Genomic DNA, 26,314 nt, shown 5'->3' on the forward strand with positions numbered 1-26,314 from the left:
AAAGGAGGTCAAACAAATGAAGTGCGTATATTGTGGTTCTGAGATGAAAAAGATTAAAACCAGTGTCTCCGCCTCGTGGGGAAAATACAAAATAGAAATTCAAGGGGTGGAACCTTATGTTTGTACCGGCTGCGATCACAAGATGTATGACCCTGAAGAGGCTAGGATGATTCAGGAAATAGCCCGCGGATATGCCGATTCTAAATTAATAGAAAAGCCTGAATTTCTAAATGTAGACGAAGTTTCCGATTTATTAAAAGTTTCACAACAAACTATTTACAATATGCTTAAAGATGGCAGATTAATTGCTTCAAAGATAGGCCGTGAATGGAGATTTAACAGAAACTCGGTCGAAAGGCTTTTCGCACCTCAAGCAGTAGCCGCAAGAGGCAATACAATAACTAAAAATGATTTAGATATTATTGACTCCCTTTTAGGAGAGTGAAGTTGATGTCAAGTTTTCTTGTCCAGAAACTACCTCCCGAGCATTACGCTCGGGAGCTTTTGGCCAATTTGAAAATCAGTACAGTACCTACACCGGTGGAAGTAATTTGTAAAAACCTCGGAATATTACTTAATTATCACTCAGGATTAAGTTGTGAATCCCTAATAGCAAAAAAGAACGGAAAGACTGGAATTATTATAAACGATAGAGAAAGCAATTGGCATCGTAAACGTTTTAGCATTGGGCATGAGTTGGGTCATTATTCTATTCCTGCACATTTACAAGATACATATCAGTGCAACCTTAACGACTTAAATCACTACTATCCTGATAAAATTGCGGAATTAGAGGCCAACCAATTCGCTTCTGAACTATTAATGCCTTCGAATCACTTTCTACCAGATGTAAAAAAACATGAATTAAGTCTTTTTAATCTCATTGAGTTATCCAATAAGTATGATACATCTTTGATTTCCACTGCTATAAGATTTATAAAAACAACGGAAGATTTAGGCGCCATAGTTCTATCTAAGGATAAAAACATAAAATGGACTTTCCACTCGCCACGTTTTTTTGGTGTAATTAAAGACAGAGGGCCGTTACACATTTCTTCAACTGCCCATGATTACTTTGAATATGGAATCGACCTTCCTACCTCTAGCCGCCGCGTGTCAAGTGATGTGTGGTCAAATCATTTTAGTGGAACCACTCTTATAGAAGAGACTCTATCAATGCCTTTGTTAGAGCTTACCTTATCAGTAATTAAGCCGTTACCAGAATATGTTGATGAACATTACAACACATACTACGGATAATACTAATAAGGAAGTTTTTTATAGTAATACAATTGATTCTTTATTTTACTAATGATAAAATACACTATATAGTGCGCCAGAGGACCAGTGCCGGATCGCGACGGCGAGAGACCCGGAGCGCCAAACATTTCAGAGGGCCTTCGAGCCCCACATTTCTCTTTAACGGAGAAGTGTGGGGCTTTCGTTTTTTTGAGAGCCCCGATAACTTAGGAGAAATCAAAATGAAAGTTAGAGCTCATGTCGAGAAACGCTCAAAGGATCGGTACACAATTGTCATTGATAAAGGTCGAAATGCTGATGGCGGTAGAGACCGAGATTATATCCCTACAGAAATCACTAACAAACGAAAGGCTGAAGAGGAAGCCGATCGAATACTCCAAGAATACCGAAATGGCACCTACATCCCACCCTCTACATTAACTTTTGGTGATTTCCTGGACGTGTGGCTAAAAGATTACGGGTTACAGAAACTTAGCGACAGAACTTATGAATTTGACGAGAAAATGTTCGAGCTACATGTTAAACCCCGTTTGGGTTCTATTTCCCTTGACCAACTTATGCCTCTTCACCTACAAAGATATTACAACTACTTACGCACAGAAGGCAGAAAAGACGGTAAGCCTGGCGGCCTATCTGAATCAACTGTCTTTAAACATCACTGCATTCTCCATAAAGTCTTAAAGACCGGTGTAAAATGGAAAATGATTCGAGAGAACCCTGCTGACTTCGTTGAGATTCCAAAGCGCCCAGATTCCGATGTAGCCTCTTACTACGAACCTGACCAAGCTGTTGTCATGTTGGAGTGTGCAAGAAATGAGCCTATTGATAAATACTCCATGGTGTCGATCGCAGTTTATGGCGGTACTCGACGAGGTGAAACCATCGGCCTAAGGCGGCAAGATATTGACTGGGATAACAATATTCTTAGAATCAGACAAACAGTCCAATATACAAAGAAAAAAGGGATCTTCATTAAGGGGACAAAAAGCAAGAAAGGAATTAGAGACATAAAAGTACCTGACTTAGTAATGGACGCTTTACGAACTCATTTGGCGAATCAGGAAAAGCTTAGGGATGAATTAGGAGAGGATTATATCGACAACGATTTAGTGTTTTGCCAGGATGACGGAAAGCCTATGTTCCCAGACACTATTACAAGTTGGTTCCGTAAATTTCTCATAAACCACAATCTGCCTAAAATTCGCTTTCACGATTTGCGCCATACGAACATCACTATCATGATTGCCAACAAAATTCCCGATAATGAAATTGCGCGAAGAGCTGGCCACGCGGATCCTGCCACTTCTAAGCGCCTCTATGGCCATGTATACGCCAGCATGAAAGATGAAGCAGCCAGTGCTATTGAGAATGCTTTAAAACCTGCAGCAAAAAAGGAACCCGATCCCCCGCAACCTACTTCAGCAAGTGCCAAAATAATTGCCTTCCCAAAAAGGAATCTTGCATAGGATGAATATTTATACAGACTAAAACAACCCTCAGAGATATTTCTGGGGGTTGAATTTTTGTGTTGAATAGTATAGGCGTGTAAATTTGGGCGACGATTTGGCGACGATTCGTTAAAATGGGCCTATCCCCCAAAAACACAAAATCCCGCAATCTCTTGCGGGAGTAGTGTTCCTATGGAGCCAATGGTCGGAATCGAACCGACGACCTGCTCATTACGAGTGAGCTGCTCTACCCCTGAGCCACATTGGCATAAATAAAAAATTCGACTTAGACAGTATAACATAAGTCGACTCGTTTGTTAAGGATAAATTAATTAGATTTATGCAAAAGTTATTAGGAAATTGGTGTTTATTCTCCTCTTTTTGGAAATAATACCCTTCCAAGGAGGATTAACCATGCTAAGCCGACGTGACTTTTTAAAATTGGCTGTCAAAGGAGCCGTTCTGGGCAATTTTTATCAACTTATCACTCCTCCTCTAGCAGAAGCTGTGGCAGCTGGTGAAGTTAAAAAACTTCCCGTGGTCATGATTGAGACAGGCACTTGTACTGGAGACAGTATCTCCCTTGACAATATTTGGACGCCAACCTTTTCGGATATTCTTACTAATATTGTCGATTGGCGCTATGATTGGACCATGAACCAAGTTCAAGGAGATGCAGCCTATAGAATTCTGCAGGACACCTACGAAAAACTTCCGAACGAATATATTCTTATCGTCCAGGGTTCCATGATTCAACGGGATGACGGACATTATAATCATGTTGCTTACGAGGATGGAAGGTTAATTACAGGGATCGATCTTGTTCGCCGTATAGGGCTCAAAGCAAAATACGTTGTTGCCATTGGAAGTTGTGCTACTTACGGAGGCCCTGTTGCAGGCTATCCCAATCCTACTCAGGCAACGGGAGTACAAAATATTTTACCCGAGCGCAGAGTCATAAATGTTTCCGGTTGCCCTGCTCATCCTGATTGGATTATGGGAACCTTGCTCCATTTGGCTTTATATGGTGAACCTGAGCTTGAGAAATTTGGACGGCCAAAACTTTTTTACGGTGAAACAATACATAATCGCTGTCCTCGCAGGGCTGACTATGACCAAGGTATCTTTGCCACTGATATCGGGCAAAAAGAATGCTTATTCCGAGTCGGCTGTAAAGGACCGGTCACCTATGCCGACTGTTCCATCCGCCGTTGGAATGACCGATTTAATTGGCCGATTGGTTGCAATACGCCCTGTATCGGGTGTACGGAACCCGGTTATCCGGATTTGATGTCCCCGTTTACAGTACATTTGCCCGATATCCCTTTTCCTGGGGGAACAAAAGTTAACACCGACTCCATCGGTCTAGGGGTTCTAGGGTTAACCTCTGTAGCGATTACCGGACATGTTGTGACATCTCTCGCTAAGGGGCGCCTGCAAAAGAATTTACTTAGGAGCTCTGTCAAAGTCCAACATCGACCCGCCATCAAAAAGGTCAATACTTATCATCAGTACCGGCTTAAGAAAACTAAGAATTAGGAGTTAGCATGCTGCAAAAGAAAACTATCTTTCCAGTGACTAGAATCCATAATCCAATGTTGTTAGAAGCTTGGCTCGAAAACGGGGAAATCAAGGACGCCTATATTTCTGATACACTTTATCGGGGGTTCGAGCAAATTCTAATCGGGCGTTCCGCCATGGATATGCCCTATTACACTCAACGTATCTGCGGCATTTGTTCATCTGCCCATGCTATTACTGCGGCACTAGCAGTAGAGCAGGCTTTAGGGATGCAAGTCCCCCCGAATGGGTTGTTAATTCGCAATCTTATCCTAGCTAGTGATTTTATCCAGAACCATATTCGTCACCTTTATTTATACACTATGCCTGATTATTTTCGGGGGCCAGATCTGGCCCCATTTATTCCCCATTCAGAATCAGACTTACGTTTAACCAGCCAAGAAAATACAATTATGACTGAACACTACTTTAAAGCTCTAGAAATCTCTCGAGATGCCCACGCTGCCTTTGCAGTGTTCGGAGGCAAGGCCCCTCATGGCCATGGGATTGTTCCCGGTGGTGCCAGTATGGAAGTCGATGCAGATAAAGTAAACCGTTATCGCGGGTATATGATGATGATCCTCGGCTTTATCGATGACGTTCTATTACCTGATGTTACTCTGATTATGGAGCGCTACCCAGAGTACATCGATCTTGGTAAAGGGATCGGTAACTATTTGTCAGTCGGAGGATTCCCCAGTCCAGAGGGAAGCACCCTTTACCCCCAAGGGGTCATTCTTCAAGGCAAACGAGAAAGCTTTAGTGAAAAACATGTTACAGAAGATGTCACCTACGCTTGGTATAAGCCCCACGGACCTCTTCACCCTATGGAAGAGGATACGGTTCCCGACCGCAGTCAAGCTAAAGGATACACTTGGGTTAAATCTCCTCGTTACCGGGGACAACCCGTAGAAGTAGGCCCCCTAGCAAGGGCTATAATTAATAAAGAAGAGGTTTTGGGCCATGGTGCCCTCGGTCGGACATGGGCGCGAGCAATCGAACTAAAAAAAATTGCTGTTACGACCTTGGAATGGCTAAACCGTCTTGAACCTGGAGCGGAAACCTTGGACCGTAAGATGGGACAAGATTCAGGGGTAGGGATAGGGCTTCATGAAGCAATGCGCGGTGCCTTAGGGCATTGGATATTGGTTGAAAACATGCGAGTCAAACATTATCAAATCGTTACCCCTTCAGCCTTAAACTTTGGTGCTCGTGATGAAACCGGAACACCTAGTGTCGGAGAAACATCCATACTAGGCTTAAAAATTCAATCTGAAGACCTTAAGGAAGCGGGCCGTGTTATTCGCTCATTCGACCCTTGCTTTTCCTGCAGTGTTCATATCATTGATGGAGAAAAGATTCGCGCCCTAGAAATTCCTGTCTAAATCTGAGGCTCCACGAGATATTTCTTTTATCTTAAACAAAACTTCTAGAGAGCCTGCTTCATCTAGTTTCATCGAACTTTTACAAGTGGGCTTAGTTCATTTTAGTTTTAGCGGAATTATCAGAGGCATAATGTACGGTATAAGGATAAGGGATTAACATGAAACACCATGTCAAACTAAGAAAATCTGTCAGGAAACAACTTCAAAAGGGAAACGTAGAAGGAACACTTATACAATCCCAGCCGATTTGGGTTAGAATCTTTCATTGGGGATTTGCGTTTAGTCTAACTCTTGTTATATTATCTGGCCTTCAGTTACATAAACCAGCTAGTTTTTTGGCTCTAAATTTCAGCAAAGTTCTAACCATACATCTAATTTCCTGTTGGTTTGCGCTTGGATTCTTGGGGATACGTATAGCAGACGCTCTCATCCGTAAGGACGATTCTTTGATCCCAAAACTTCAGGATCTCAAGCATTTCCCCCAACTTATGGCCTATTATTTCTTTCTGCGTTCTTCTCCCCCCCCAGGAAGAAAATATAATAGCGGGCAACTAATAATCTATACTTCCTGGTTCGTCCTGTTTCTAGTAGCAACTCTTCTCGGCCTTGCCTCATATTGGGAAGGCGAGCATCTTATTTGGGTCTGGAGGCTGGTAGGAGGTTTTCAAGTCATTCGTTGGGTTAAGTTTATTGTTAGTATTTATTTTCTTGCGACAATCCCTGTCCATATCTATCTGAGTATAACAGAAGATATCAGCCGACTTCAGGCCATGGTCACCGGTTACGAACGAAAACCCACCCCAAACAATCGTTAGAAAAATTTTCCTTGAATAATATGATACTTTTTGCTTCAAGTTTGGGTATAATGGGGGGTAGAGTTTTATACATGAAAGGGACGATTTGCCTTGGCATTACATATTCATTTTGTTGGTATTAAAGGTACTGGGATGAGCGCTCTAGCTCAAATTAGCGCGCAAATTGAAGGGGCTACTATATCGGGATCTGATGTTGAAGAAAGCTTTTATACTGACAGTGTGTTAAAACGTGCCAATATTCCTGTTTTAGGCTTTTCTCCAAGTAACGTAGAAAAGGCTAATTTGGTGGTTACCTCTGCGGCCTACACCAATCAACATCCTGAAATTGCCCGAGCCTTAGAGCTCAACATTCCGGTATTAAGTTATCCCCAATATCTAGGACGCTTGCTTGCTAAAAAACGAGGGATTTGCGTGACTGGAACCCATGGTAAAACAACAACAACCGCCATGATGGGTCTCGTTATGCTTCAAGCCGGATTAGATCCAACCATCGTTGTTGGCAGCGATGTCCCAAGTATTGGTGGAAATGCACATTCCGGCAAAGGCGAATTTTTCTTAGCAGAGTCTTGTGAATATCGTCGACATTTTCTTAATTACACTCCAGAACACCTGATTATTACCAACATAGAATTTGATCATCCCGATTATTTTAAGGACCTTGAGGATGTTATGTCTGCCTTTGCTGAATTAGCTCTAAAAGTCCCTGAACACGGTCACATTTACGTTTGGGATGAAGATCCAAACCGGCAATTCCTTAAATCAGCTGCGCCCATTACAACCTTTGGCATCTCTGAATCTGCGGATATTCGCGCAACAGAAATCCTATTTAAAGATGAGAAGAGTTCTATGAAAATCATGCTTAAAGGAAAGTACGTTGGGGATTTGGATCTGCATGTTGCGGGAAGACACAATATTGTCAATGCCTTAGCAACCATTGCCCTATGTCATGAAATCGGTATTCCTATGGAGGAAATCCTCTCTAGCTTAAGCAAGTTTAATGGGACGAAACGTCGTTTTGAACATATTGGCAGTAACACAAATGGAGCTTTAATCGTCGATGATTATGCCCATCATCCTACGGAAATACGTACGACCCTGGAAGGAGCGCGACTTTCTTTCCCTGATCGTCGTATTAGAGCTATTTTCCAGCCTCATACCTTTAGCCGAACGGAAAAACTCTTACTTGAGTTTTCACAAGCTTTTGAAGGAGCTGACGAAGTCGTTATTGCCGACATCTTCGCTTCGGCACGAGAACTAGAACATCATACGGTTTCTGCCCCAAATCTAGCTGAAATGATCCTTCAACAGGGTGTTCAAGCTCGCTACATTGGAACGTTGGACGATATCAAGGTTTATCTTAATCAAACACTCGCGCCCGAAGACCTTGTCCTTACTTTAGGGGCAGGAGATATCTATAAAGTCGGCTTAGAAATTGTTAGTTAAGTAGCGTTCTGAACAAATATCTAATTATTATTAAATAGGAGCCTTACATGTACTTAAGATAAGTATATGTAAGGCTCTTGGTTATACTGCCATTAGATTGTCATAGCTGTTGGTTTATCATCGTAAGATTTCCCCTTCTTCAAGTGGAGTCTTACGTTTTTTTGACTCAATCCCCCGTATGCCTGTGATAATATCCTTCCAATTGTGGCATCGGATAATGCCCTGAGGGAGCTCCTCTTGGTTATAACTGGCATCTAACAAAAATACGGGGACTCCACATTCAGCTATCAGCTTGGCATTTACTTGATAATCCTCAATAAACGCCTCGATCCCCCACTCTTTAACAACCTCCGCCTTACTGCCAAATCCTGTGCAGAGAACATGTTCATGATGAATTTCTTTTAACAAAAACCATTGCAATGTAAGATCCTTTTGTTCAGGTGTTCTTGCTGTGACATAAATTATTTCATGCCCATCTCGAAGAAGGGCTTCAATTCCTTCCTTAGCACCTGGTATTGGCTCAGGCATCATTAGCAAACGTTCTACGTTATTGTCAAAAAAGTTATTCATATCTTCACTAGAAACGCCAAAGGCCACATGCATATCATAATCATCGACGACTGGTATGTTCTTGCCATAGTGCCGATTTAATTCCTGTAACCAAAAAGGATAGCTATCAGAAACGACACCGTCAATATCTATTCCAATTCGCACCTTAATCTAACCTCTCAAGTTTGGGAAGTTCAAGGCTTGGTGGCATGTGGCGTTTATGTTCACTCTGACGATGGAGAGACTCGATGCGTTCTTGGATTTCAGGAGGGACTTCTTCCCCTAGCAGGTAGCGATCTATTTGGTCATAAGTAACTCTCATTTCCGCTTCATCCGTCTGACCCGGCCATAGCCCGGCAGTGGGTACACGAGTAGCAATTCTCATGGGTAGACCAAACATCCTTGCCCATTCACGTACTTCAGACTTAGTAAGTGAACTAATCGGTAAAAGATCGACACCGCCATCACCATATTTCGTGAAATATCCGGTATAGCTTTCAGGAGCATTATCCGTTCCCACGACCAAATAATTCATAGCGTTTGCCACTGCATAGAGAGTCGACATACGTAAACGAGCTTTCAAATTTCCTTGACTCATTTTTTCTGCCACTAAACTGCAGCTTATACTTTCCAGACCCTTTTTTACTTGTCCCATGACCTGTGTATGTGCACCACTTAGGTTTACTTCTATCGTTCTCATCTCGAAGCCCTCGGCGATCCATAGTGCATCCTCTGCATCTTCCGGATCAGAATGGCTAGGCATAACTACCCCTATAGAATTCTCTGGAAATGCTCGACTACAGAGACCTGCGACTACTGCTGAGTCAACTCCTCCGGAGATTCCTACAACAACTCCCCTTGCCTTCGCCTCACTGACCTTTTCACGTAACCAGTCTATGGCTTGTTCAATTCGGTCTGCTAATTGCTGATCTGTCCACATTCTTACTCCACTCCCTGCTTTTGCTTTATATCATTATGAATCGTTAAAAGTAATTGTTGTTTTAACTCAAAAAGATTGGTCGATAAATCCACAATATAGGTGTGCGGATTTATCAGTCGTTTCACTTCATCCCAAAAAGTGTCTAACTCTTGTTTTGCATAGGTTTGAATTTCCTTGAGCTTAGGTAATTCATACACTCGTTTCCCGCCCCTGAATACTGGGATCAATAGTTCCCTAGTATGGAAATTGGTTAATGTTTTTCGTTTCCACGTCTGAATAGGATCGAAAATAGTCAGAGGTTTTTCTGGATCAAAAACGTCATCTTCCATTGCAATAAGATCTGCCATAGCTTTTCCTGCTCTATCGTAAAAGCGCACAACTTTCTTGATTCCGGGATTGGTGATCTTTGCGATATTCTCCGAGACCTTTAACCGAGGATGAAAAACCCCCTGTTCTCCTTCGGCAGCCAGTTTGTAAACTCCCCCTAAAGAAGGGTTATCTTTAGATGTAATGAGATTGGTTCCAACACCCCAGGAATTGATCGCTGCCCCCTGAGCACGAATCGCGAAGATAGTTTCCTCATCTAAATCATTCGACGCCACAATGATGGCATCCTTAAGCCCTGCTTCGTCAAGCATACGACGGGCTTCTTTAGACAAATAGGTTAGATCTCCACTGTCAAGACGAATACCAACAAAATGGTGCCCTCTTGCTTCCAACTCAAGCCCGACTTTAATGGCATTTGGCACGCCTGATTTGAGGACATTATAGGTATCCACTAGCAATAAGCAACGATCGGGAAAGGTGTGAGCATAGGCTCGAAAGGCTTCCAATTCTGTTGGAAAGCATTGAATCCAGCTATGAGCCTGAGTCCCTGACACCGGGATACCGTAACGCTTTCCTGCTAAGACATTGGATGTTGATTGGCATCCTCCGATAAAAGCTGCTCGTGCTCCTAAAATCCCAGCGTCCGGCCCTTGCGCTCTCCGTAAGCCAAACTCCATGACAGGTCCCCCATCTGCAGCAGTGACTACTCGAGACGCCTTTGTTGCAATAAGAGTCTCAAAATTAACTAGGTTAAGAATTGTGGTCTCCAGAAGCTGAGTTTCAAAGATACGTCCCTTGACACGAATCAAGGGTTCGTAGGGAAAGACCGGAGTTCCTTCCGGTATGGCATCAATATCCCCCGTGAAATGGAATCTACTTAATTCTTCAATAAACTCTTCGCTAAATAGGTTAAGGCTTCTTAAATATGCCAAATCCTCTTCCCCAAAGGAGAGGTTTTCAATATATTCGACAACTTGTTCAAGCCCTGCAGCCAGCGCATATCCACCTTTAAATGGTAACGACCGAAAGTAGACATCGAATACAGCTTCCTTGTCCTGATAACCGTTTACTAAATAACCTTGCATCATTGTTAATTGATATAAATCTGTTAGCATCGTCCGATTTTCCATTTAATTATGCCTCGCTTTGTACTATCAATGCACATTCTAATTTGAATGTGTCTAACTATAGGATGTAATATCTATAAAAATTCATGCGTGAGAATTTCGACCTCTATGCAGGATATTCCTGCCTTAGACTTAAAATAAAGAAAAGTGCCCTTCAGATGTAACGATTAATTATACTTTCCTAGGATTAAAACCTAAAGCTGGCTTTAGGTTTTAATCGTGTATTATGTAAAATTTCCGCGAAAAAACAAAAGAGTTATCCACAGGGGAGGAAGGATTGTCCACCTTCTATCCCCGTGTTATCCACTATAGAATACGACCTATACTGACTTTATCCACAGGTTTATCCACACTATACACAGCTTTTTTTCTCATTCTGTTGAAAACTAAGGTTATACATCCTTTAATGACGCATGGTACAAACTTTTCTGGAACCCTATACCGGTATCAATACTCCTTTATAGTACACAATTCCAGATTAAGCCTTATTTTACGTCGAAATCCTCTAACACCAACTTTGCAGCAGTTTTCCTTCGACATAATATTTAAAAAGGTACTGTGAACTCAGAATTAGTCGTCTACCAAAGCAAATTTTCTAATAGCATACGACTCATCTTAATTCCCTTAGAGACAGTCTCGGGAGAAGGACCTCCTGTAATCTTGCGAGCCCGAACACAGAATTCGATACCAATTGAGCTAAATAGATCTTCTTCAAAAACTGGGGAGAGCTTTTGATAGTCGCTTAAACTTAGATCTTCTAACCCCATTCCATTTTTACTGCAATGTAAAACTATCCGTCCGACTAATTCATGGGCTTCCCGGAAAGGTACCCCTTTCTTTGCCAGATAATCAGCTAGATCTGTGGCATTGGTAAACCCCCCTTTGGCTCCAAAAGCCATTGTATCCCGATGGACCTGCATAGTTCTTAGCATAGGTTCTACAACCAACAAGCATTTCTGAATAGTATCTACAGCATCAAAGACCTGTTCTTTATCCTCTTGCATATCTTTGTTGTAAGCGAGGGGAAGCCCTTTCATAACGGTTAAAAGAGCCATCAAATCTCCATACACACGTCCGGTTTTTCCCCTAACTAACTCTGCCACATCCGGATTTTTCTTTTGAGGCATGATACTAGAACCCGTAGAATATCCGTCATCCATGGAGATGAACTGAAATTCCCCGCTAGACCAAAGAACAAGTTCCTCACACAGCCGACTCAAATGCATCATGAGGATGGATGCACTTGCCAGAAACTCAAGGGCAAAATCCCGGTCACTTACCCCGTCCAGGCTGTTTAATGTGACTCCATCTAAGCCCAGTTCCAGAGCCACTTGTTCCCGGTCAAGAGGGAACGTCGTCCCGGCCATAGCCCCAGAACCGAGGGGGGAAATGTTTAAGCGTTTACGTGTATCTTTAAGTCGACCTAGGTCACGTAAAAACATTTGCACATAAGCCATGAGATGATGTGCCAGCGTAATCGGCTGAGCCTTCTGCAGATGAGTATAGCCTGGCATCCAGGTTTCCAGATGCTCCTCCGACAGGTAGAGAAGGGTCTGAATCAACTGTTCCACCAAGGACTTTGTCTGATCAATTTCAGTTTTTAAAAACAGTCTTAAGTCCAAAGCGACCTGGTCATTTCGGCTCCGTCCAGTATGTAACTTTTTCCCTACAGGGCCAATCCGCTCAGTGAGAAGCTTCTCGACATTCATATGAATGTCTTCTGCACCAATCTCAAACTCAATCTTTCCCGCTTGAATGTCTGCTAGGATCTCGGTCAAGCCCTTAATTAGATGGTTTGCTTCCGCCTCTGAGATGACTCCAACGCTCCCCAGCATCCTTGCATGAGCGATACTCCCTTGAATATCCTGTTTATATAGGCGCTGATCGAACCGTATTGAGGAATGAAAGTCCTCCACCAACCCCTCTGTACTTTTTTCAAAACGTCCGCCCCAAAGTTTCACGTTACATCTCCCTTTCATCTATTTATTATCCTGAAAATTAGTTTAGGTTAATGTCATCCTGAGCGATAGCGAAGGATCTAGATCCTTCAGTCGTGCCTCCCTCAGGATGACATAGTGCTTGATTGCTTTTCTATACCCGTAGGGTCAATTCATGAATTGACCCTACCATATACGTAAAGAAAGCGCCGGGGGGCCCGGCGCTACACTTTACTCCTATTTACGCAACCCTGATTGTTTTTCCATCAAAGCTCTTACCTTCAGTGGTAAACCGAAAAGGTTAATAAATCCTCCGGCATCCTTTTGATCATATACCCCATCTTCACCAAAGGTCGCATACGCTTCATTATAAAGGGAATAAGGGGATTTTACACCCGCTAAGCTGCAATTTCCTTTGTATAATTTTACTCGAACTGTACCCGTAGCGTTTTTCTGAGTCACATTAACGAAGGCATCTAGGGCTTCACGAAGCGGGGTATACCAAGTTCCATCGTAGACAATTTCCGCATATTTTAAGGCGATTTGTTCTTTATAATGTAAGGTTAAGCGGTCAAGGGTAAGACGTTCTAACGCTTGATGAGCAAAATAAAGAATAGTTCCTCCAGGTGTTTCATAGACTCCGCGAGATTTCATCCCAACAAGTCGGTTTTCGACCATGTCAACAATTCCAACCCCATTTTTTCCGCCCAGTTCATTGAGGGTTTCTAATAGATCAACAGGAGCAATTTGCTGACCATTCAAAGAAGTCGGAACCCCTTGTTCGAACCCAAGCTCCAGGTAGGTTGCTTCATCTGGAGCATCCTCGGGAGAAACACCAAGCAAATAAAGGTCTCGTTTGGGCTCATTCCAGGGATCTTCCAGGTCTCCTCCCTCGTGGCTGAGATGCCAAAGGTTGCGGTCCATACTATACGGACGATCCTTGGTTACCGGAACCGGAATTCCACGTGCTTGAGCATAGTCAATGCAATCTTCTCGAGACTTAAGATCCCAAATCCGCCAAGGTGCAATGATCTCCAAGTCTGGATTGAGGGCTTTAACACTCAATTCAAATCTCACTTGGTCATTACCTTTACCCGTTGCACCATGAGCAATCGCAACCGCTCCCTCCTTCTCCGCAATTTCCACTAACCGACGGGCGATTAATGGACGGGCAAAAGAGGTTCCTAAAAGATAGTCGCCTTCATACACTGCCCCAGCCTTCAAGGTCGGGAAAACGAATTCTGTAAGGAATTCCTCTCTTAGATCCTCAATATACAGCTTGCTTGCACCACTTTTAATTGCCTTCTCTTGAAGAGGAGCCAGTTCTTCCCCTTGGCCAAGATCCGCCGCCATAGCAATTACTTCATACCCATAAGTCTCCTTAAGCCAAGGAATAATAATGGAGGTATCTAACCCACCAGAATACGCTAAAACAACTTTTTTCATAGTTATTATTCTCCCTCTCCAACAAGTTTTTAACCCCTACCTAGATTATGTGGCTGATTATTGTGTATAGTATTCTACTATATTTTTTAATTATTTACACGCAAGTTCATGCGATGTTACATAACTAAGGCCATTACCGCCTTCTGAGCGTGTAGACGGTTTTCTGACTCATCGAAAACCACTGATTGGGCACCCTCGATCACCTCGTCGGTTATCTCTTCCCCACGGTGAGCGGGAAGACAATGAAGAACAATAGCGGATTGATTTGCTAGTTTCAAAGAGTTTGAATTAATTTGATACCCTTTAAACGCTGCCATACGCTCCTGGGCCTCTCCTTCTTGACCCATACTTGCCCAAACATCCGTGTAAAGCACATCTGCACCTTTAACAGCTTCTGAGGGGTCATCGACTACCTCTACTAATCCACCATTATTCTTGGCATCGGCCTGGGCCATGGTGACAATCGCTGGATCAGGTTTATAACCCTGAGGAGAAGCAATGACAACATGCAAGCCCATCTTAGCTCCGCCAAACATCAAAGAATGTGCCATGTTGTTTCCATCACCAACATAGGCAAGCTTTAAGCCCTCTAAGCGTCCTTTATGCTCCTGAATCGTCATGAGATCGGCCAGAACCTGACATGGATGAAGTTGGTCTGTAAGTCCATTAATAATCGGTATTGTAGCAAACTCTGCTAACTCTAAGACTTCTTGGTGACTGAACGTTCGTATCATGATTCCGTCGACCATCCGAGAAAGAACCCGCGCCGTATCGGAAATAGGCTCTCCTCTGCCAAGTTGGATATCTCGTCCGCTCAGAAAAAGTGCATGTCCTCCAAGTTGATACATCCCTACTTCAAAAGAAACTCGAGTCCGTGTAGATGACTTTGTAAATACCATTCCCAAGGTTTTTCCCTGAAGGATTGGATGTGGGCGTCCGGCTTTTTGCTCTGCTTTAAGGTCTTTAGCTACATCTAAGATATAGCTTAATTCATCTTGATTGAAATCATGAAGGGAAATAAAATCCCGTCCTTTAAATAGGGATTTATCAATTGTTTTCATTACATCCACTCCTTTAATATGAATTATTATACACTTCACTGTATAATAATTCAATAGGTAAATCATCTTCTGCTTTGCTTTACCAGTTACCAAAAAGCTTCCAAAATGGGCACGAGGGGTAGGAGCTTTTTAGAGATCCCAAGTATATATTATATTAGTATTTCTAGCTTTTACACAAACAAAAACTTTTCTCCTTGAGTGATTAAACTAACATATCATCTATCCATTGTTTGTGCAAAATGCTATTTAACTATTTAATCTGACACAAAGATCAGAGTTTTATTGGCTAAAGATGGCACTAATGGATAATTGATTATATAATAGAACTATTAAATAGATACACTTATAGGGTTGGAAACTACCTACTTTACGGTTACTGTTTCCTATATGCTAATACGTTAGAGTAAGTTAATGGAGGTAAACATCATGAAATCAATTAAAGAAACAGATTTACCGGGTATTGGTAAGAAGTTTCAACTCCAAACCCGCAGCGGAGAGAAGGTTGTCGTCGTTGTACATGATGACGGCCGTAGGGAAATTTATCATTTTTATCGTGAGGACCCAGATGATTCTATCTCTATGGTCACTTTAGATGACGAAGAATCCCGTTGTATAGCTGCTATTCTAGGAGGGATGACTTATCGCCCTAAAGCATTAGAGACTGTAGATGTCGCCTTAGGAGATATGCTTATCGAATGGTACAAAATTGAGCCCGGAGCGTATGCCATTGGTAAAACTATCAAAGAATTGTGTATCCGACAGATTACTGGAGGAACGATAATAGCTATTGTAGAAGAGGATCAGAGTAAAACAGTGAACCCTGGACCTGAGGCGGCCTTTAGTAATGGCTCTACTGTCGTAATTCTTGGTGAAAAAAAACAAGTTAAAGCCTGTAAGCATCTCTTAGTTCATGGGAGTGTTCAGTAATGGAGCATTTGATACTGGAGATAGGGCTTGCACTAGCCTTGATTGCTGCTGCAGGACTTTTCGCCGGTAAACTCCGAATTTCTATTGTACCAATCCTAATCCTGACTGGCATGATCGTTGGTCCGCAAGCACCTCACATAAGCGTCTTAGACTTTCGATTTATTCACAGCGCCCCATTGATTGAATTCATGGGGCGTTTAGGAGTGCTGTTCCTCTTGTTTTCTCTAGGGTTAGAGTTCTCGATTAAACGTCTTTTAACTGCTGGGCCATCCATCATCAGAAGCGGTACAATTTATATGGTTATTAACTTATCTGTAGCTATTATATTCCCTTTGCTACTGGGTTGGCCTGTTAAGGAAATACTTGTCGTGGCAGGTATTATGACCATCTCTTCTAGTGCCATCGTAGCAAAAGTCATTGTCGATTTAAAGAGAGCGGCTAACGATGAAACGGAGATCATATTGGGGTTGATGATGTTTCAAGATGTCTTCGTGGCTATTTACTTTTCCGTTGTTTCTGGTCTAGTTCTTGCCGGTTCCACTTCCATTTCAGAAATAGCTATGAGTGCCTTAATGGCCCTGTTATTTATCGGAGGTTTTCTTTTTTTGGGGCATAAGCTGGTTCCAAAACTTGACCGTTGGTTGGATATCCCCTCGGATGAAACGTTTATGCTTGTTATATTCTCTATTTTAGTTTTGGTAGCGGGTTTCTCTGAAACCCTGCACATTGCTGAAGCCATCGGGGCTTTACTCATTGGTCTGGTCCTGGCAGAAACAGAGCATTCCGAACGTATAGAGCATTTAATTGTTTCCTTTAGAGATTTCTTTGGGGCTCTTTTTTTCTTTAGTTTTGGCCTAAGCATTGACCCTTTTGCCTTGGGGGGAGCTGTTTGGCCTGCCGTAGCAGCTGTTCTCTTAACTCTCTTAGGTAATATCGTGTCCGGCGTCTGGGCAGGGAGAAAAGCGAGTCTTTCCCACAGAGCTTCACTGAATATTGGTTTATCCATTATTTCGAGGGGTGAATTTTCGATCATTTTAGCCACTCTTGCAAAAGCAGGCGGATTATTGCCTGCACTCCAACCCTTTGCCGCCTTATATGTTCTCATTCTCGCCATTCTAGGCCCCCTAATGACGAAGGAATCTCGTTGGGTCTATAATCAATTAAGGCCACTGCTGAAATGGCCGCAAATTCCTGATAGAAGGAAGTTAAGAAAAAGTACAGGTCAATGAGTGAACAACTCATTGACCTGTACTCTTTTTGCTAGGTCTAAGAGGAAAGTTGCTTAATAATCTGTCGTTTATATCGGATAAATGCCTCGGAGACCGAGAACTGATCTCCTCTAGGTCGTGGCGTATCGATAACAATCTCATGAGCAATCATCCCGGGAGGTCCAGTCATGATATAGACCCTATCCGAAAGCAAAATGGCTTCATCAACATCGTGGGTGATGAATAACGCAGACATGTTAATGCGTCCCATTAACTCGAGATACCACTTGTGCATCGCATTTTTTGTAATGGCATCCAAGGCAGAAAAGGGCTCGTCAAAAAGTGCCACCTCGTGGGAAAATAAATACGTTCTTAAGAGTGCAGCACGCTGGCGCATCCCTCCTGAAAGCTGGATGGGATACTTCTTCTGAGTCCCCTCCAGTCCAAAATCTGCGAAGTAGCTAAGCGCCTGAGTTCTGGCCTTCTGCTTGTTTACACCCCGAATAAAAAGCGGCAATGCAACATTATCCAGCACAGTCAGGTGGGGCTGCATCAAGTCTTTTTGCTGCATATAGCTCACTTTGCCTGCCTGCCCGGTTATATCCTCACCATTTAAGAGCACATGCCCTGTTTCAGGGGGAAGCACGCCTGCAATCACGTTGAAGAGAGTACTTTTGCCGATCCCACTTACACCTAATAAGCTTACCAACTCGTTCTCTCCAAGGTTAATATTGATATCCTTGATGATTAATTCACCCGCAAAACTCTTAGATATAGTTTGGGTTTCAAGCTTTATTTTACCCATGGTTACTCCTATATGTCATGAAGCCCTACTTGGCCAGATAAGCGTTTGTAAATCCTGCTCCAGAATCGAGTTTATTCGGTATGAGCTTGTTCTCAAACATCCAGGTATAGAAATTGTCCCACCGCTCCTGATCAATATATCCCCATTGTTTGACTTCAGCCTTATACTGATCCGCAAGGTATTTCTGGCTGGCTGTTGCAATATCCAGATCCACTTCAGGGGCATACTTCACTAGGATTTTAGCTGCTTCTTCTGGATTTGCAATGGCGTATTCGTACCCTTTTGCTACGGCTACTAAAAACTTTTTAGCAGTATCTTCATTTTGATTTAGGTATGTCTGACTGGACGCGATCACCGGGGTGTAAAAATCCAACACTGGATCAATGTCTTTAAAAGAGAAGAAGTTTGTATCTAGACCTTTCACTTTGGTGGCTACTCCATCCCAACCATAGTAAATCCATACGGCATCAACATTGCTTTGCAGGGCTGAAATAATATCAGTTACGGTACTGGGAATCATTTTTACATTATCGTAGTTCCCACCGTCTTTTGTGATGACTTGCTTCAAAATGGCTTTTTCGACAGGGGTATCCCAGGTTGCGTATACTTTGTTCTCCATGTTTTTGGGACCTAGGATATTATCCTCTTTTAAGGAGATAATTCCTGATGTATTATGTTGCAAGATGGTACCTACCGCAACGACATCCAACGGACTATTCGAGGTAATAGCAGCGGCAATTTCCTCTTGGAAACTTACTGTAAACTCTGCCTTTCCCGCTGCTACTAGGGGCAAAGCTCCACCCTCTGGGGGTTGAATGATATCGACTTCCAGACCAGCATCCTTAAAATATCCTAATTCCTTTGCAGCGTATACTCCCGTATGGTTGGTGTTGGGGGTCCAATCCAGGACAAAGGTGATCTTTTCGGTCGACTGTTGGGTTGGCTTTTCTGTACCTGTTTGTGAACAGCCAGTTAAGCCAATTATCATTAAAACCGCAGCCATCAAAGCAACAAACTTCTTTTTCATGTTCTTTCTTACTCCTCTACTTAAATACTTATGGTCTTATCTTTCATAGTACATCTTAGTTGATTAATTTCTTTCCTCCTCGGTATGTCTCCAAGGCATTGCCCTACGTTCTAATAGCCCTACGCATTTCATGAGCAATAAACTCAATATGATAATAAGGAAAATAACTGCGAACATCTTATCAAAGGCGTAGGATTTCCGCACGCGAGTCATATATACTCCTAATCCACTATTTCCACCCAGCCATTCCGCTATGACTGCACCAACAATAGAATAGGATACGGATATTTTGAGACCCGAAAAGAAACCCGGCAAGGCATTGGGCAGCTTAATGTAGCGATATATTTGCCACTTCCTGGCACCCATGGCACGCATTAAATTCATTGCATCCGTATCGGAGGATTTGAAACCACCTAAAAGCGCGATGGTCATCGGGAAAAAGCACGTTAATACTACTAGTGTGATCTTAGGTGCCATATCATACCCCAACCACAATACTAATAGAGGAGCAAGGGCAACCGTAGGAATCGTTTGAGTGACGACCAAAAGGGGATGTACGGCTTTATATAAAGCTTCAAACCGATCCATCAAAAGTGCTATGCTAAACGCTAAAACAATGCTAATAGCCAAGCCTCCAAAGGCTTCTGTCAAAGAAACTGCTGCATGCTGCATGAGCTCGGAAAACGAGTTGATAAAGGCTCGGATCACGTCGATGGGGGAAGGCAACATAAACTTAGGAACAAATCCGGTTTCCGTCACCATATGCCATACCAGCAGTAAGAATAGTAATAGTGCTGTTGGATAGAGCTTATTGGTGATGTTTTGTAACTTTTTCATCGATGGTCCAAATTCCGCCACCAGGCTTATAGCTGATTTTTACATAGGACATCACACTAGGTGCACCTTCCTCGATACAAATCAACTGGCAGCGTTTAACAATATCCATGAGCTGTTCAAAGTCTCCCTCAATAGTCGTTTCAAATGGGCCCACAAAGACATTAAGTCCAGTCGATTTTAAGTACTCAATAACTTTGTCCACTACGTGTAGGATTTCTTCTCCCTCCACTGCCGGTAGTACTTGGATCGCAACACTCGCATTAATCATCTGCTTTCCCTCCTTCTTTGTTATATAAAATAAAAAAACCCTCTAAAATTGTAGAAGGTTCTTACTCACGCAATGATCGGCATCGATACATGCACTATAATTCCCTCCGCTAGCATTACCTAGTTCAGGTCAATGGGTCGGAAACTCATATTTCCCTCTCAGCCGATAGATCAGCTCCCCAAATATTTATTATTTTCGTAATCATAGCATCTCGGTTAGGCGTTTGTCAACTTACATCTAGTGGGACGGGGGGACAGGTTCCTAGTCCCCCCGTCCCACCCGGTTTACATCACCAAATACTCCTGTAAAGCGAGAACCTGGGGAGACGTATGACTTCGTATCTCTTGGAACGCTCGGACGACGGCTTTCGCAGTATCCATTGACGAAAAACATGGGACGCCGTGTTCTGCAGCTAACCTCCTCAGAAGATAACCAGTCCTCTCCGGGGTTCCTTTATTAGGCGTGCTAAGGATGAAGGAGAATTCTCGCTGTCTTATGGCTTCTTGAAGCGCCTGGCTGGATTCAGTCACTTCTTCTACCTCTACACCACATAGGGCTAAAGCCTTGGCAGTATCTCCGGTTCCCTTGACACCAAATCCCAACTGAGCTAGTTGTCGAGCCAGGGTAATCGCTTCTGGCCGATCTTTCTCTGCAACAGATACTAGAATATTCCCATCTTTGGGGAGGGGAATACGAGAAGCCGCAAAAGCCTTGGCTAAAGCATGCCCGAATTGGGTATCCATCCCTAATACTTCCCCTGTTGACTTCATTTCAGGGCCTAAGGAAGTTTCGACCTTTGTCAATTTTTCAAAGGAAAAAACCGGAGCTTTAACAACGACGAAGGGAACTTCAGGAGCAAGTCCATGGTTATAGCCCATATCCTTCAAGGTCTTGCCAAGAGCAACTTGAACAGCTAAGTTCACCAGGGGAATCCCCGTCACTTTAGAAAGAATCGGAACCGTACGGCTTGCACGTGGGTTCACTTCTAGAACATATACCTTGCCTCGCACGACGACAAATTGAATATTGATAAGTCCTCTGATTCCAATTCCTTCAGCCAGACGACAGGTGAAATCTTCGATTTGTTCGATTTCAGCAGGGGTTAAACTCTGGGGCGGATAAACTGCCAGACTGTCTCCTGAGTGGACACCGGCGCGTTCGATATGCTCCATGATGCCTGCTATTATCGTGGTCTCTCCGTCTGAAACCGCGTCAACTTCAACTTCTTTTCCATCCAAATATCTATCCACCAAAATCGGATGCTCTGGAGATAGATGAATCGCCCGCCTTAAATAATCTTCCAGTTCATCTAGATTCTCTACCACTTGCATAGCACGACCACCAATGACATAGGATGGACGGACAATCACAGGAAATTCCAGTTCCTCGGCAATTTTCTTGGCTTGGTCGACTGATATAACACTTCGCCCTTCAGATTGAGGGATTCCTAAACGACCTAATAATTCAGCAAACCGCTCCCGATCCTCAGCCATATCAATCGCATCAACGGGGGTTCCTAGAACTTCTATTCCCGCAAGTTTTAGACGGCCCGCTAAATTTATGGCTGTCTGTCCTCCAAATTGAACTAAGACTCCATCCGCTTTTTCTTTACTTAAGACATGAAGCACATCTTCTATGGTCAAGGGCTCAAAGTAGAGCTTATCTGCAATATCGAAATCTGTGGATACTGTTTCCGGATTATTATTGATCATAATGGCTTCTACACCCGCTTCTTGCAAAGCAGTGAGTGCGTGTACAGAGCAATAATCAAACTCAATTCCTTGCCCGATTCGGATAGGTCCTGAACCTAAGACGACAACCTTAGGACCTGTACTCACCTTTCCCTCATCTTCTTCCTCATAGCTGGAATAATAATAAGGGGTTGCCGAAGCAAACTCTGCTGCACAGGTATCTACAGTCTTATAAACTGGAATAATCCCCAAGTCCCTACGCATCTCACGAACGGTTTCTTCCGAGCGCCCCGAAAGTTTGGCAATGGCTAGATCAGAGAACCCTAGAACTTTTGCCAAGCGCAGTAACTCGGTGGTTAAGGGCTCATTTTGCAAGCGTTGTTCCAGTAGAACTAGCTCTTTAATCTTATACAAATAGAAAGGATCAATCTGAGTAAGCATTTGAACTTCTAGTATGGTCCAATCCCGACGAAAGGCTTCAGGAATTGCGAAAAAACGTTCATGATCGGCTGACGTAAGTTTGTCTTCGATCTCCATCTCTGTCCAACCCCCAGAAGCTTTAATCCGAAGACCGACTGTGCCAACCTCTAAAGAACGGGTTGCTTTTAAAAGGGCGGCTTCCAACGTCCGCTCCATGGCCATTACTTCTCCCGTCGCTTTCATTTGTGTGCCCAGACGATGGTCAGCAGCCGGGAATTTATCAAAAGGCCAACGAGGGAATTTTACAACTACATAGTCCAGAGCCGGCTCAAAACAAGCACTGGTATGACCGGTCACTGGATTCGTCAATTCTGGCAGAGTAAAGCCCACAGACAAAAGAGCCGCCATCTTGGCAATGGGATAACCAGTGGCTTTAGAGGCGAGGGCACTCGAGCGGCTAACCCGGGGATTAACTTCAATTACGACGTATTCTCGATTGACTGGATTTAAAGCAAATTGAACATTACATCCTCCATTAACCCCCAGGGCCCGGATTATCTTTAATGATGATGCTCTCAGCATCTGATATTCGACATCACTCAAGGTCTGCGAGGGGGCAACGACGATGCTATCTCCAGTATGTATTCCTACGGGGTCGATATTTTCCATGTTACATATTGTAATGCAGTTATCTGCCGCGTCACGCATGACTTCATACTCAATTTCCTTCCAGCCAGCCACACTCCGCTCTAAAAGACATTGTCCAATGGGGCTGGCCTGTAACCCTCCCCTTAAAATATCATCGAGTTGTTTGTGGTTTTTGACAATCCCGCCACCCGTTCCGCCAAGAGTATACGCAGGCCGAATAATCAGCGGGAACCCCTGTCTTTTGGCGAATTCCTTGCCTTCTGCTAAGGTGGTTACAATGACGCTTTCGGCCACCGGTTCTCCCAGTGAGAGCATTGTTTCCTTAAAGGCATCCCGATCTTCTGCTTTATAAATTGTCTCTGAGTTACAACCAATGAGATCCACGTTATATTGTTTTAAAAGTCCACCGCGCTCTAATTCCATAGCTAAATTAAGACCTGTTTGCCCACCTAGTGTAGGCAGTAAGGCATCCGGGCGTTCTTTACTGATAATCCGCTCTAGTACCTCAGGCAACAAAGGCTCGATATAGGTAATGTCGGCTGTTTGCACATCCGTCATGATGGTTGCCGGGTTACTGTTAACCAGCACTACCTCCAACCCCACATCACGAAGAGCTCTGCACGCTTGGGTCCCCGCATAATCAAATTCTGCAGCTTGCCCAATTACGATAGGCCCTGATCCAATGACAAGGACCTTCTTCCACGCCGGATTAAGAGGCATATCCAGCCCTCCATTCCTGCATTAATTGCGCAAATTCCTCAAAGAGATAAAGTGATTCACTTGGTCCCGGTCCTGCCTCCGGGTGGTATTGAACCGAAAAAACAGGTAACTCTCGATGCTTAACCCCTTCAACGCTTTGATCATTAAGGTTACGATGGGTTACGTAGAGAGGAGTTTGATTTAGACTCTCTTCTGAAATTGCATAACCATGATTCTGTGAAGTTATTGTCACTCGTTTAGACTCTAGATCTTGTACGGGTTGATTACCTCCCCGATGCCCAAACTTCATCTTATAGGTGTCTCCTCCTAAGGCTAGGGATAAGAGTTGATGTCCCAAGCAAATACCAAAGATAGGTCGTTTGCCCAATAACCCTTGAATAGTTTCTATACCGACTGCTACCTCTTTAGGGTCTCCCGGACCATTAGAGAGAAAGACGCCATCCGGTTGAAGCTTCATTATTTGTTCTGCGGAGGTAGAATATGGAACAACGGTTAGCTGAAACCCGCTTTCTTGCATGGCCTGAAGGATATTCCTCTTAATCCCGAAGTCCATTACCACCACATGAACGGCTTCATTCTCGTTTTTGATAGCAGGTAAGGTATAGATCTTAGGAGTACTAACCTTTTTAACAACATCACTTGGAACAGATTTTGTTTTCAAGCGAGGAACCCATTCACTGACATTCTCTACTTCAGTCGTTATTACTCCACGCAGAACACCGTGTTCTCGAATAATGCGGGTTAAAGCACGAGTATCAATTCCCTTTATCCCTACAACTCCGGATTGCGCCAACGTCCTGGAGATGTTTTTTTCCATCTGCCAATGACTGGGATTGCGTGCAGCTTCTTTAACAATGAACCCTTGGACCTGAGGTTTATCTGATTGATCATCCACTCTGTTAATCCCGTAGTTTCCAATGAGAGGATAGGTCATACACACCATTTGTCCAGCATACGATGGATCGGTTAACACCTCTTGATAACCAGTCATTCCTGTATTAAAGACAACTTCTCCAAAGGCCTCTCCCGTTGCCCCAAAAGACTCCCCCAATAAAATTTTCCCAGTCTCAAGTACGAGTGCTGCTTTCAATCCTATCCCTCCTCGGAACAATCTCTATCTATCTCCTAAGTCCCTTTTATCTAGATCTTTCAAACTAATTCGGGCCTCAGTCCTCTGGAATCACTTCCATAGTTTCGAGAGCACTTCATCTAGAATCCCCAAAGCTTTATCTATTTCTTGCTTCTCGACCGTTAGTGGAGGAAGGAATCGTAAGATTTTCCCCCCGACACAGTTGATTAAAAGCCCATGTCGTAGGCAATCGGCAACGATTTCAGGGCCAAACTTAGAAACTGGCCACCCCACAATAAATCCTTTTCCTCGGACGGGACCACCTGTCTGATAGTTCTGTGCCAATTTTTCAAGTCCTTGTTGAAAATATTCCGCCCGCTCTTGTACTCCCTCAAAAAATCCATCCTCAAGCATCAAGTCTAAGACGGCACACCCTGCGGCAGTGGCTAAGGGATTTCCTCCAAAAGTTGAAGCATGATCTCCTGGCTGAAAAGCGTTGGCAACTTTATCTGTAGCTAACATAGCTCCAATCGGCACTCCACCGCCCAAAGCCTTCGCCAATGTCATGATGTCCGGATGAACACCGCTCCACTCATAGGCAAAAAGCTTCCCAGTCCGGCCAACCCCGCACTGTACCTCATCAAAAATCAATAACGCTCCATATTGGTCACACAGTGCCCGTGCTTCCTGGAGAAACTCTATCGAGGCTGGAATCACACCACCCTCACCTTGAATAGGTTCAATAAATACTGCAGCAGTATTATTGCTAACCTTTGCTCTTAGACCTTCGATGTCATTCAAGGCGGCATATGTAAAGCCTGCAGGTAGTGGGTCAAACCCTTCCTGATATTTAGTTTGTCCGGTGAGGGTAAGGGTCGCTAGGGTTCGCCCATGAAAAGAGTTTTCGAGGGAAACAACTTCATATTTATGCTCACCAAAATTTTTCTTAGCGTATTTACGAGCGAGCTTAAATGCTGCTTCATTAGCCTCTGCTCCGCTATTGCAAAAGAATACTTTATCCGCAAATGAATGCTTCACCAAGCGCTCAGCCAAAGCCACTTGATTTGGTATCCAGTAGATATTTGAAGTGTGCAAAATTTCTTTAGCCTGTTCCTGAATGGCGTTGACAACCGCAGGATGGCTATGTCCCAAAGAATTAACTGCGAGCCCCGTCACGAAATCTAAATATTGTTTTCCGTCCGAATCCCAAACATATGCCCCGTCCCCTTTGACCATTGTCATGGGTAAGCGACCATAAGTATTCATTACCACATCTTTTCCACGTTCAATAATCGCTTCGGTTGTTAAGCCTTCTAACATTCTAATTCATCCTCCTTACTGGATAATTCAGCCTTCGTGGTTCGTTGTTCGATAAACGCCCTCCAACAATTCTATC

Annotated in this window: 22 protein-coding genes, 1 tRNA gene and 1 riboswitch; of the genes, 9 read left to right on the forward strand and 14 right to left on the reverse strand. The window is 43.5% G+C overall.

Going from position 1 to position 26,314, the window contains the following annotated elements; translation table 11 throughout:
• Window positions 1-16 precede the first annotated feature (16 nt).
• From HGJ98_RS19735 to HGJ98_RS19745, 3 genes are all read left to right on the forward strand, one after another.
• Window positions 17-445, forward strand: coding sequence for a helix-turn-helix domain-containing protein (locus HGJ98_RS19735; RefSeq protein ID WP_291353423.1), 429 nt, complete (start codon window positions 17-19; stop codon window positions 443-445).
• A gap of 5 nt (window positions 446-450) precedes the next feature.
• Window positions 451-1,260, forward strand: a complete 810-nt coding sequence (locus HGJ98_RS19740) for an ImmA/IrrE family metallo-endopeptidase (RefSeq protein WP_291353424.1) — start codon at window positions 451-453, stop codon at window positions 1,258-1,260.
• A 221-nt stretch (window positions 1,261-1,481) separates the two neighbouring features.
• The gene (locus tag HGJ98_RS19745) at window positions 1,482-2,726 is read left to right on the forward strand and encodes a site-specific integrase (RefSeq protein ID WP_291353425.1); all 1,245 of its coding nucleotides are present in this window, start codon (window positions 1,482-1,484) and stop codon (window positions 2,724-2,726) included.
• Between the two features lie 175 nt (window positions 2,727-2,901).
• Here the strand turns inward: HGJ98_RS19745 and HGJ98_RS19750 are convergent.
• Window positions 2,902-2,976, reverse strand: a tRNA-Thr gene (locus tag HGJ98_RS19750).
• A 146-nt stretch (window positions 2,977-3,122) separates the two neighbouring features.
• On the opposite strand from HGJ98_RS19750, the gene HGJ98_RS19755 reads away from it, so the two are divergent.
• The 4 genes from HGJ98_RS19755 (at window position 3,123) to murC (ending at window position 7,911) form a co-directional block, all read left to right on the forward strand.
• Entirely contained in the window at window positions 3,123-4,247 is a 1,125-nt protein-coding gene (locus tag HGJ98_RS19755; RefSeq protein WP_291353426.1) for a hydrogenase small subunit, read from the forward strand.
• A gap of 8 nt (window positions 4,248-4,255) precedes the next feature.
• Entirely contained in the window at window positions 4,256-5,653 is a 1,398-nt protein-coding gene (locus HGJ98_RS19760) for a nickel-dependent hydrogenase large subunit (protein ID WP_291353427.1), read from the forward strand.
• 158 nt (window positions 5,654-5,811) lie between these two features.
• Window positions 5,812-6,468, forward strand: a complete 657-nt coding sequence (locus HGJ98_RS19765; protein WP_291353428.1) for a cytochrome b/b6 domain-containing protein — start codon at window positions 5,812-5,814, stop codon at window positions 6,466-6,468.
• A gap of 90 nt (window positions 6,469-6,558) precedes the next feature.
• Window positions 6,559-7,911 carry a UDP-N-acetylmuramate--L-alanine ligase gene (murC, locus tag HGJ98_RS19770; protein WP_291353429.1) on the forward strand — a complete coding sequence of 451 codons (1,353 nt, stop codon included), beginning with the start codon at window positions 6,559-6,561 and terminating at the stop codon, window positions 7,909-7,911.
• Between the two features lie 117 nt (window positions 7,912-8,028).
• On the opposite strand, the gene HGJ98_RS19775 is transcribed toward murC, so the two are convergent.
• The 6 genes from HGJ98_RS19775 to argF all read right to left on the reverse strand — a co-directional run bounded on the left by HGJ98_RS19775 (window position 8,029) and on the right by argF (window position 15,298).
• Complete coding sequence (locus HGJ98_RS19775; protein WP_291353430.1) at window positions 8,029-8,625, reverse strand: hypothetical protein; 597 nt, start codon at window positions 8,623-8,625, stop codon at window positions 8,029-8,031.
• 1 nt (window position 8,626) lies between these two features.
• Window positions 8,627-9,400, reverse strand: a complete 774-nt coding sequence (nadE, locus tag HGJ98_RS19780) for an NAD(+) synthase (RefSeq protein WP_291353431.1) — start codon at window positions 9,398-9,400, stop codon at window positions 8,627-8,629.
• 2 nt (window positions 9,401-9,402) lie between these two features.
• Entirely contained in the window at window positions 9,403-10,857 is a 1,455-nt protein-coding gene (locus HGJ98_RS19785) for a nicotinate phosphoribosyltransferase (protein WP_291353432.1), read from the reverse strand.
• Between the two features lie 575 nt (window positions 10,858-11,432).
• Window positions 11,433-12,815, reverse strand: a complete 1,383-nt coding sequence (gene argH, locus HGJ98_RS19790; RefSeq protein ID WP_291353433.1) for an argininosuccinate lyase — start codon at window positions 12,813-12,815, stop codon at window positions 11,433-11,435.
• Window positions 12,816-13,028: 213 nt separating this feature from the next.
• Window positions 13,029-14,237 carry an argininosuccinate synthase gene (locus HGJ98_RS19795; protein WP_291353434.1) on the reverse strand — a complete coding sequence of 403 codons (1,209 nt, stop codon included), beginning with the start codon at window positions 14,235-14,237 and terminating at the stop codon, window positions 13,029-13,031.
• 116 nt (window positions 14,238-14,353) lie between these two features.
• Window positions 14,354-15,298, reverse strand: a complete 945-nt coding sequence (gene argF / locus HGJ98_RS19800) for an ornithine carbamoyltransferase (RefSeq protein WP_291353435.1) — start codon at window positions 15,296-15,298, stop codon at window positions 14,354-14,356.
• Window positions 15,299-15,724: 426 nt separating this feature from the next.
• On the opposite strand from argF, the gene HGJ98_RS19805 reads away from it, so the two are divergent.
• A complete protein-coding gene (locus HGJ98_RS19805) occupies window positions 15,725-16,225 on the forward strand; it encodes a cation:proton antiporter regulatory subunit (RefSeq protein ID WP_291353436.1) in 501 nt (166 codons plus the stop codon).
• Entirely contained in the window at window positions 16,225-17,454 is a 1,230-nt protein-coding gene (locus HGJ98_RS19810; protein WP_291353437.1) for a cation:proton antiporter, read from the forward strand. The genes HGJ98_RS19805 and HGJ98_RS19810 overlap by 1 nt, the downstream gene beginning before the upstream one ends.
• A gap of 37 nt (window positions 17,455-17,491) precedes the next feature.
• Here HGJ98_RS19810 and HGJ98_RS19815 read toward each other — a convergent pair whose 3' ends face one another.
• From HGJ98_RS19815 to HGJ98_RS19845, 7 genes are all read right to left on the reverse strand, one after another.
• The gene (locus tag HGJ98_RS19815) at window positions 17,492-18,238 is read right to left on the reverse strand and encodes an ABC transporter ATP-binding protein (RefSeq protein ID WP_291353438.1); all 747 of its coding nucleotides are present in this window, start codon (window positions 18,236-18,238) and stop codon (window positions 17,492-17,494) included.
• 25 nt (window positions 18,239-18,263) lie between these two features.
• Window positions 18,264-19,265, reverse strand: a complete 1,002-nt coding sequence (locus tag HGJ98_RS19820; RefSeq protein WP_291353439.1) for an ABC transporter substrate-binding protein — start codon at window positions 19,263-19,265, stop codon at window positions 18,264-18,266.
• Between the two features lie 63 nt (window positions 19,266-19,328).
• Window positions 19,329-20,102, reverse strand: coding sequence for an ABC transporter permease (locus tag HGJ98_RS19825; protein ID WP_291353440.1), 774 nt, complete (start codon window positions 20,100-20,102; stop codon window positions 19,329-19,331).
• A complete protein-coding gene (locus tag HGJ98_RS19830; RefSeq protein ID WP_367142753.1) occupies window positions 20,074-20,370 on the reverse strand; it encodes an MTH1187 family thiamine-binding protein in 297 nt (98 codons plus the stop codon). The genes HGJ98_RS19825 and HGJ98_RS19830 overlap by 29 nt, the downstream gene beginning before the upstream one ends.
• Before the next feature lie 84 nt (window positions 20,371-20,454).
• Window positions 20,455-20,561, reverse strand: a riboswitch (TPP riboswitch).
• Between the two features lie 93 nt (window positions 20,562-20,654).
• Window positions 20,655-23,849: a carbamoyl-phosphate synthase large subunit gene (gene carB, locus HGJ98_RS19835; protein ID WP_291353441.1), complete on the reverse strand. Its 3,195-nt coding sequence runs from the start codon at window positions 23,847-23,849 to the stop codon at window positions 20,655-20,657.
• The gene (carA, locus tag HGJ98_RS19840) at window positions 23,839-24,939 is read right to left on the reverse strand and encodes a glutamine-hydrolyzing carbamoyl-phosphate synthase small subunit (RefSeq protein WP_291353442.1); all 1,101 of its coding nucleotides are present in this window, start codon (window positions 24,937-24,939) and stop codon (window positions 23,839-23,841) included. Before carA ends, carB begins: the two co-directional genes overlap by 11 nt.
• Before the next feature lie 90 nt (window positions 24,940-25,029).
• Window positions 25,030-26,238, reverse strand: coding sequence for an acetylornithine transaminase (locus HGJ98_RS19845; RefSeq protein WP_291353443.1), 1,209 nt, complete (start codon window positions 26,236-26,238; stop codon window positions 25,030-25,032).
• Between the last annotated feature and the right edge of the window lie 76 nt (window positions 26,239-26,314).

Source organism: Desulfosporosinus sp. (assembly GCF_014237355.1).
Lineage (GTDB): Bacteria > Bacillota > Desulfitobacteriia > Desulfitobacteriales > Desulfitobacteriaceae > Desulfosporosinus.

Coding starts and splice junctions, on each gene's coding strand:
- HGJ98_RS19845 (WP_291353443.1), bottom strand. CDS start 26,238: ATGTTAGAAGGCTTAACAACCGAAGCGATTATTGAACGTGGAAAAGAT.
- HGJ98_RS19765 (WP_291353428.1), top strand. CDS start 5,812: ATGAAACACCATGTCAAACTAAGAAAATCTGTCAGGAAACAACTTCAA.
- HGJ98_RS19745 (WP_291353425.1), top strand. CDS start 1,482: ATGAAAGTTAGAGCTCATGTCGAGAAACGCTCAAAGGATCGGTACACA.
- HGJ98_RS19830 (WP_367142753.1), bottom strand. CDS start 20,370: ATGATTAATGCGAGTGTTGCGATCCAAGTACTACCGGCAGTGGAGGGA.
- argF (WP_291353435.1), bottom strand. CDS start 15,298: ATGAAAACAATTGATAAATCCCTATTTAAAGGACGGGATTTTATTTCC.
- HGJ98_RS19825 (WP_291353440.1), bottom strand. CDS start 20,102: ATGAAAAAGTTACAAAACATCACCAATAAGCTCTATCCAACAGCACTA.
- HGJ98_RS19805 (WP_291353436.1), top strand. CDS start 15,725: ATGAAATCAATTAAAGAAACAGATTTACCGGGTATTGGTAAGAAGTTT.
- HGJ98_RS19785 (WP_291353432.1), bottom strand. CDS start 10,857: ATGGAAAATCGGACGATGCTAACAGATTTATATCAATTAACAATGATG.
- HGJ98_RS19760 (WP_291353427.1), top strand. CDS start 4,256: ATGCTGCAAAAGAAAACTATCTTTCCAGTGACTAGAATCCATAATCCA.
- HGJ98_RS19820 (WP_291353439.1), bottom strand. CDS start 19,265: ATGAAAAAGAAGTTTGTTGCTTTGATGGCTGCGGTTTTAATGATAATT.
- HGJ98_RS19755 (WP_291353426.1), top strand. CDS start 3,123: ATGCTAAGCCGACGTGACTTTTTAAAATTGGCTGTCAAAGGAGCCGTT.
- HGJ98_RS19740 (WP_291353424.1), top strand. CDS start 451: ATGTCAAGTTTTCTTGTCCAGAAACTACCTCCCGAGCATTACGCTCGG.
- HGJ98_RS19815 (WP_291353438.1), bottom strand. CDS start 18,238: ATGGGTAAAATAAAGCTTGAAACCCAAACTATATCTAAGAGTTTTGCG.
- carB (WP_291353441.1), bottom strand. CDS start 23,849: ATGCCTCTTAATCCGGCGTGGAAGAAGGTCCTTGTCATTGGATCAGGG.
- HGJ98_RS19810 (WP_291353437.1), top strand. CDS start 16,225: ATGGAGCATTTGATACTGGAGATAGGGCTTGCACTAGCCTTGATTGCT.
- HGJ98_RS19795 (WP_291353434.1), bottom strand. CDS start 14,237: ATGAAAAAAGTTGTTTTAGCGTATTCTGGTGGGTTAGATACCTCCATT.
- HGJ98_RS19735 (WP_291353423.1), top strand. CDS start 17: ATGAAGTGCGTATATTGTGGTTCTGAGATGAAAAAGATTAAAACCAGT.
- nadE (WP_291353431.1), bottom strand. CDS start 9,400: ATGTGGACAGATCAGCAATTAGCAGACCGAATTGAACAAGCCATAGAC.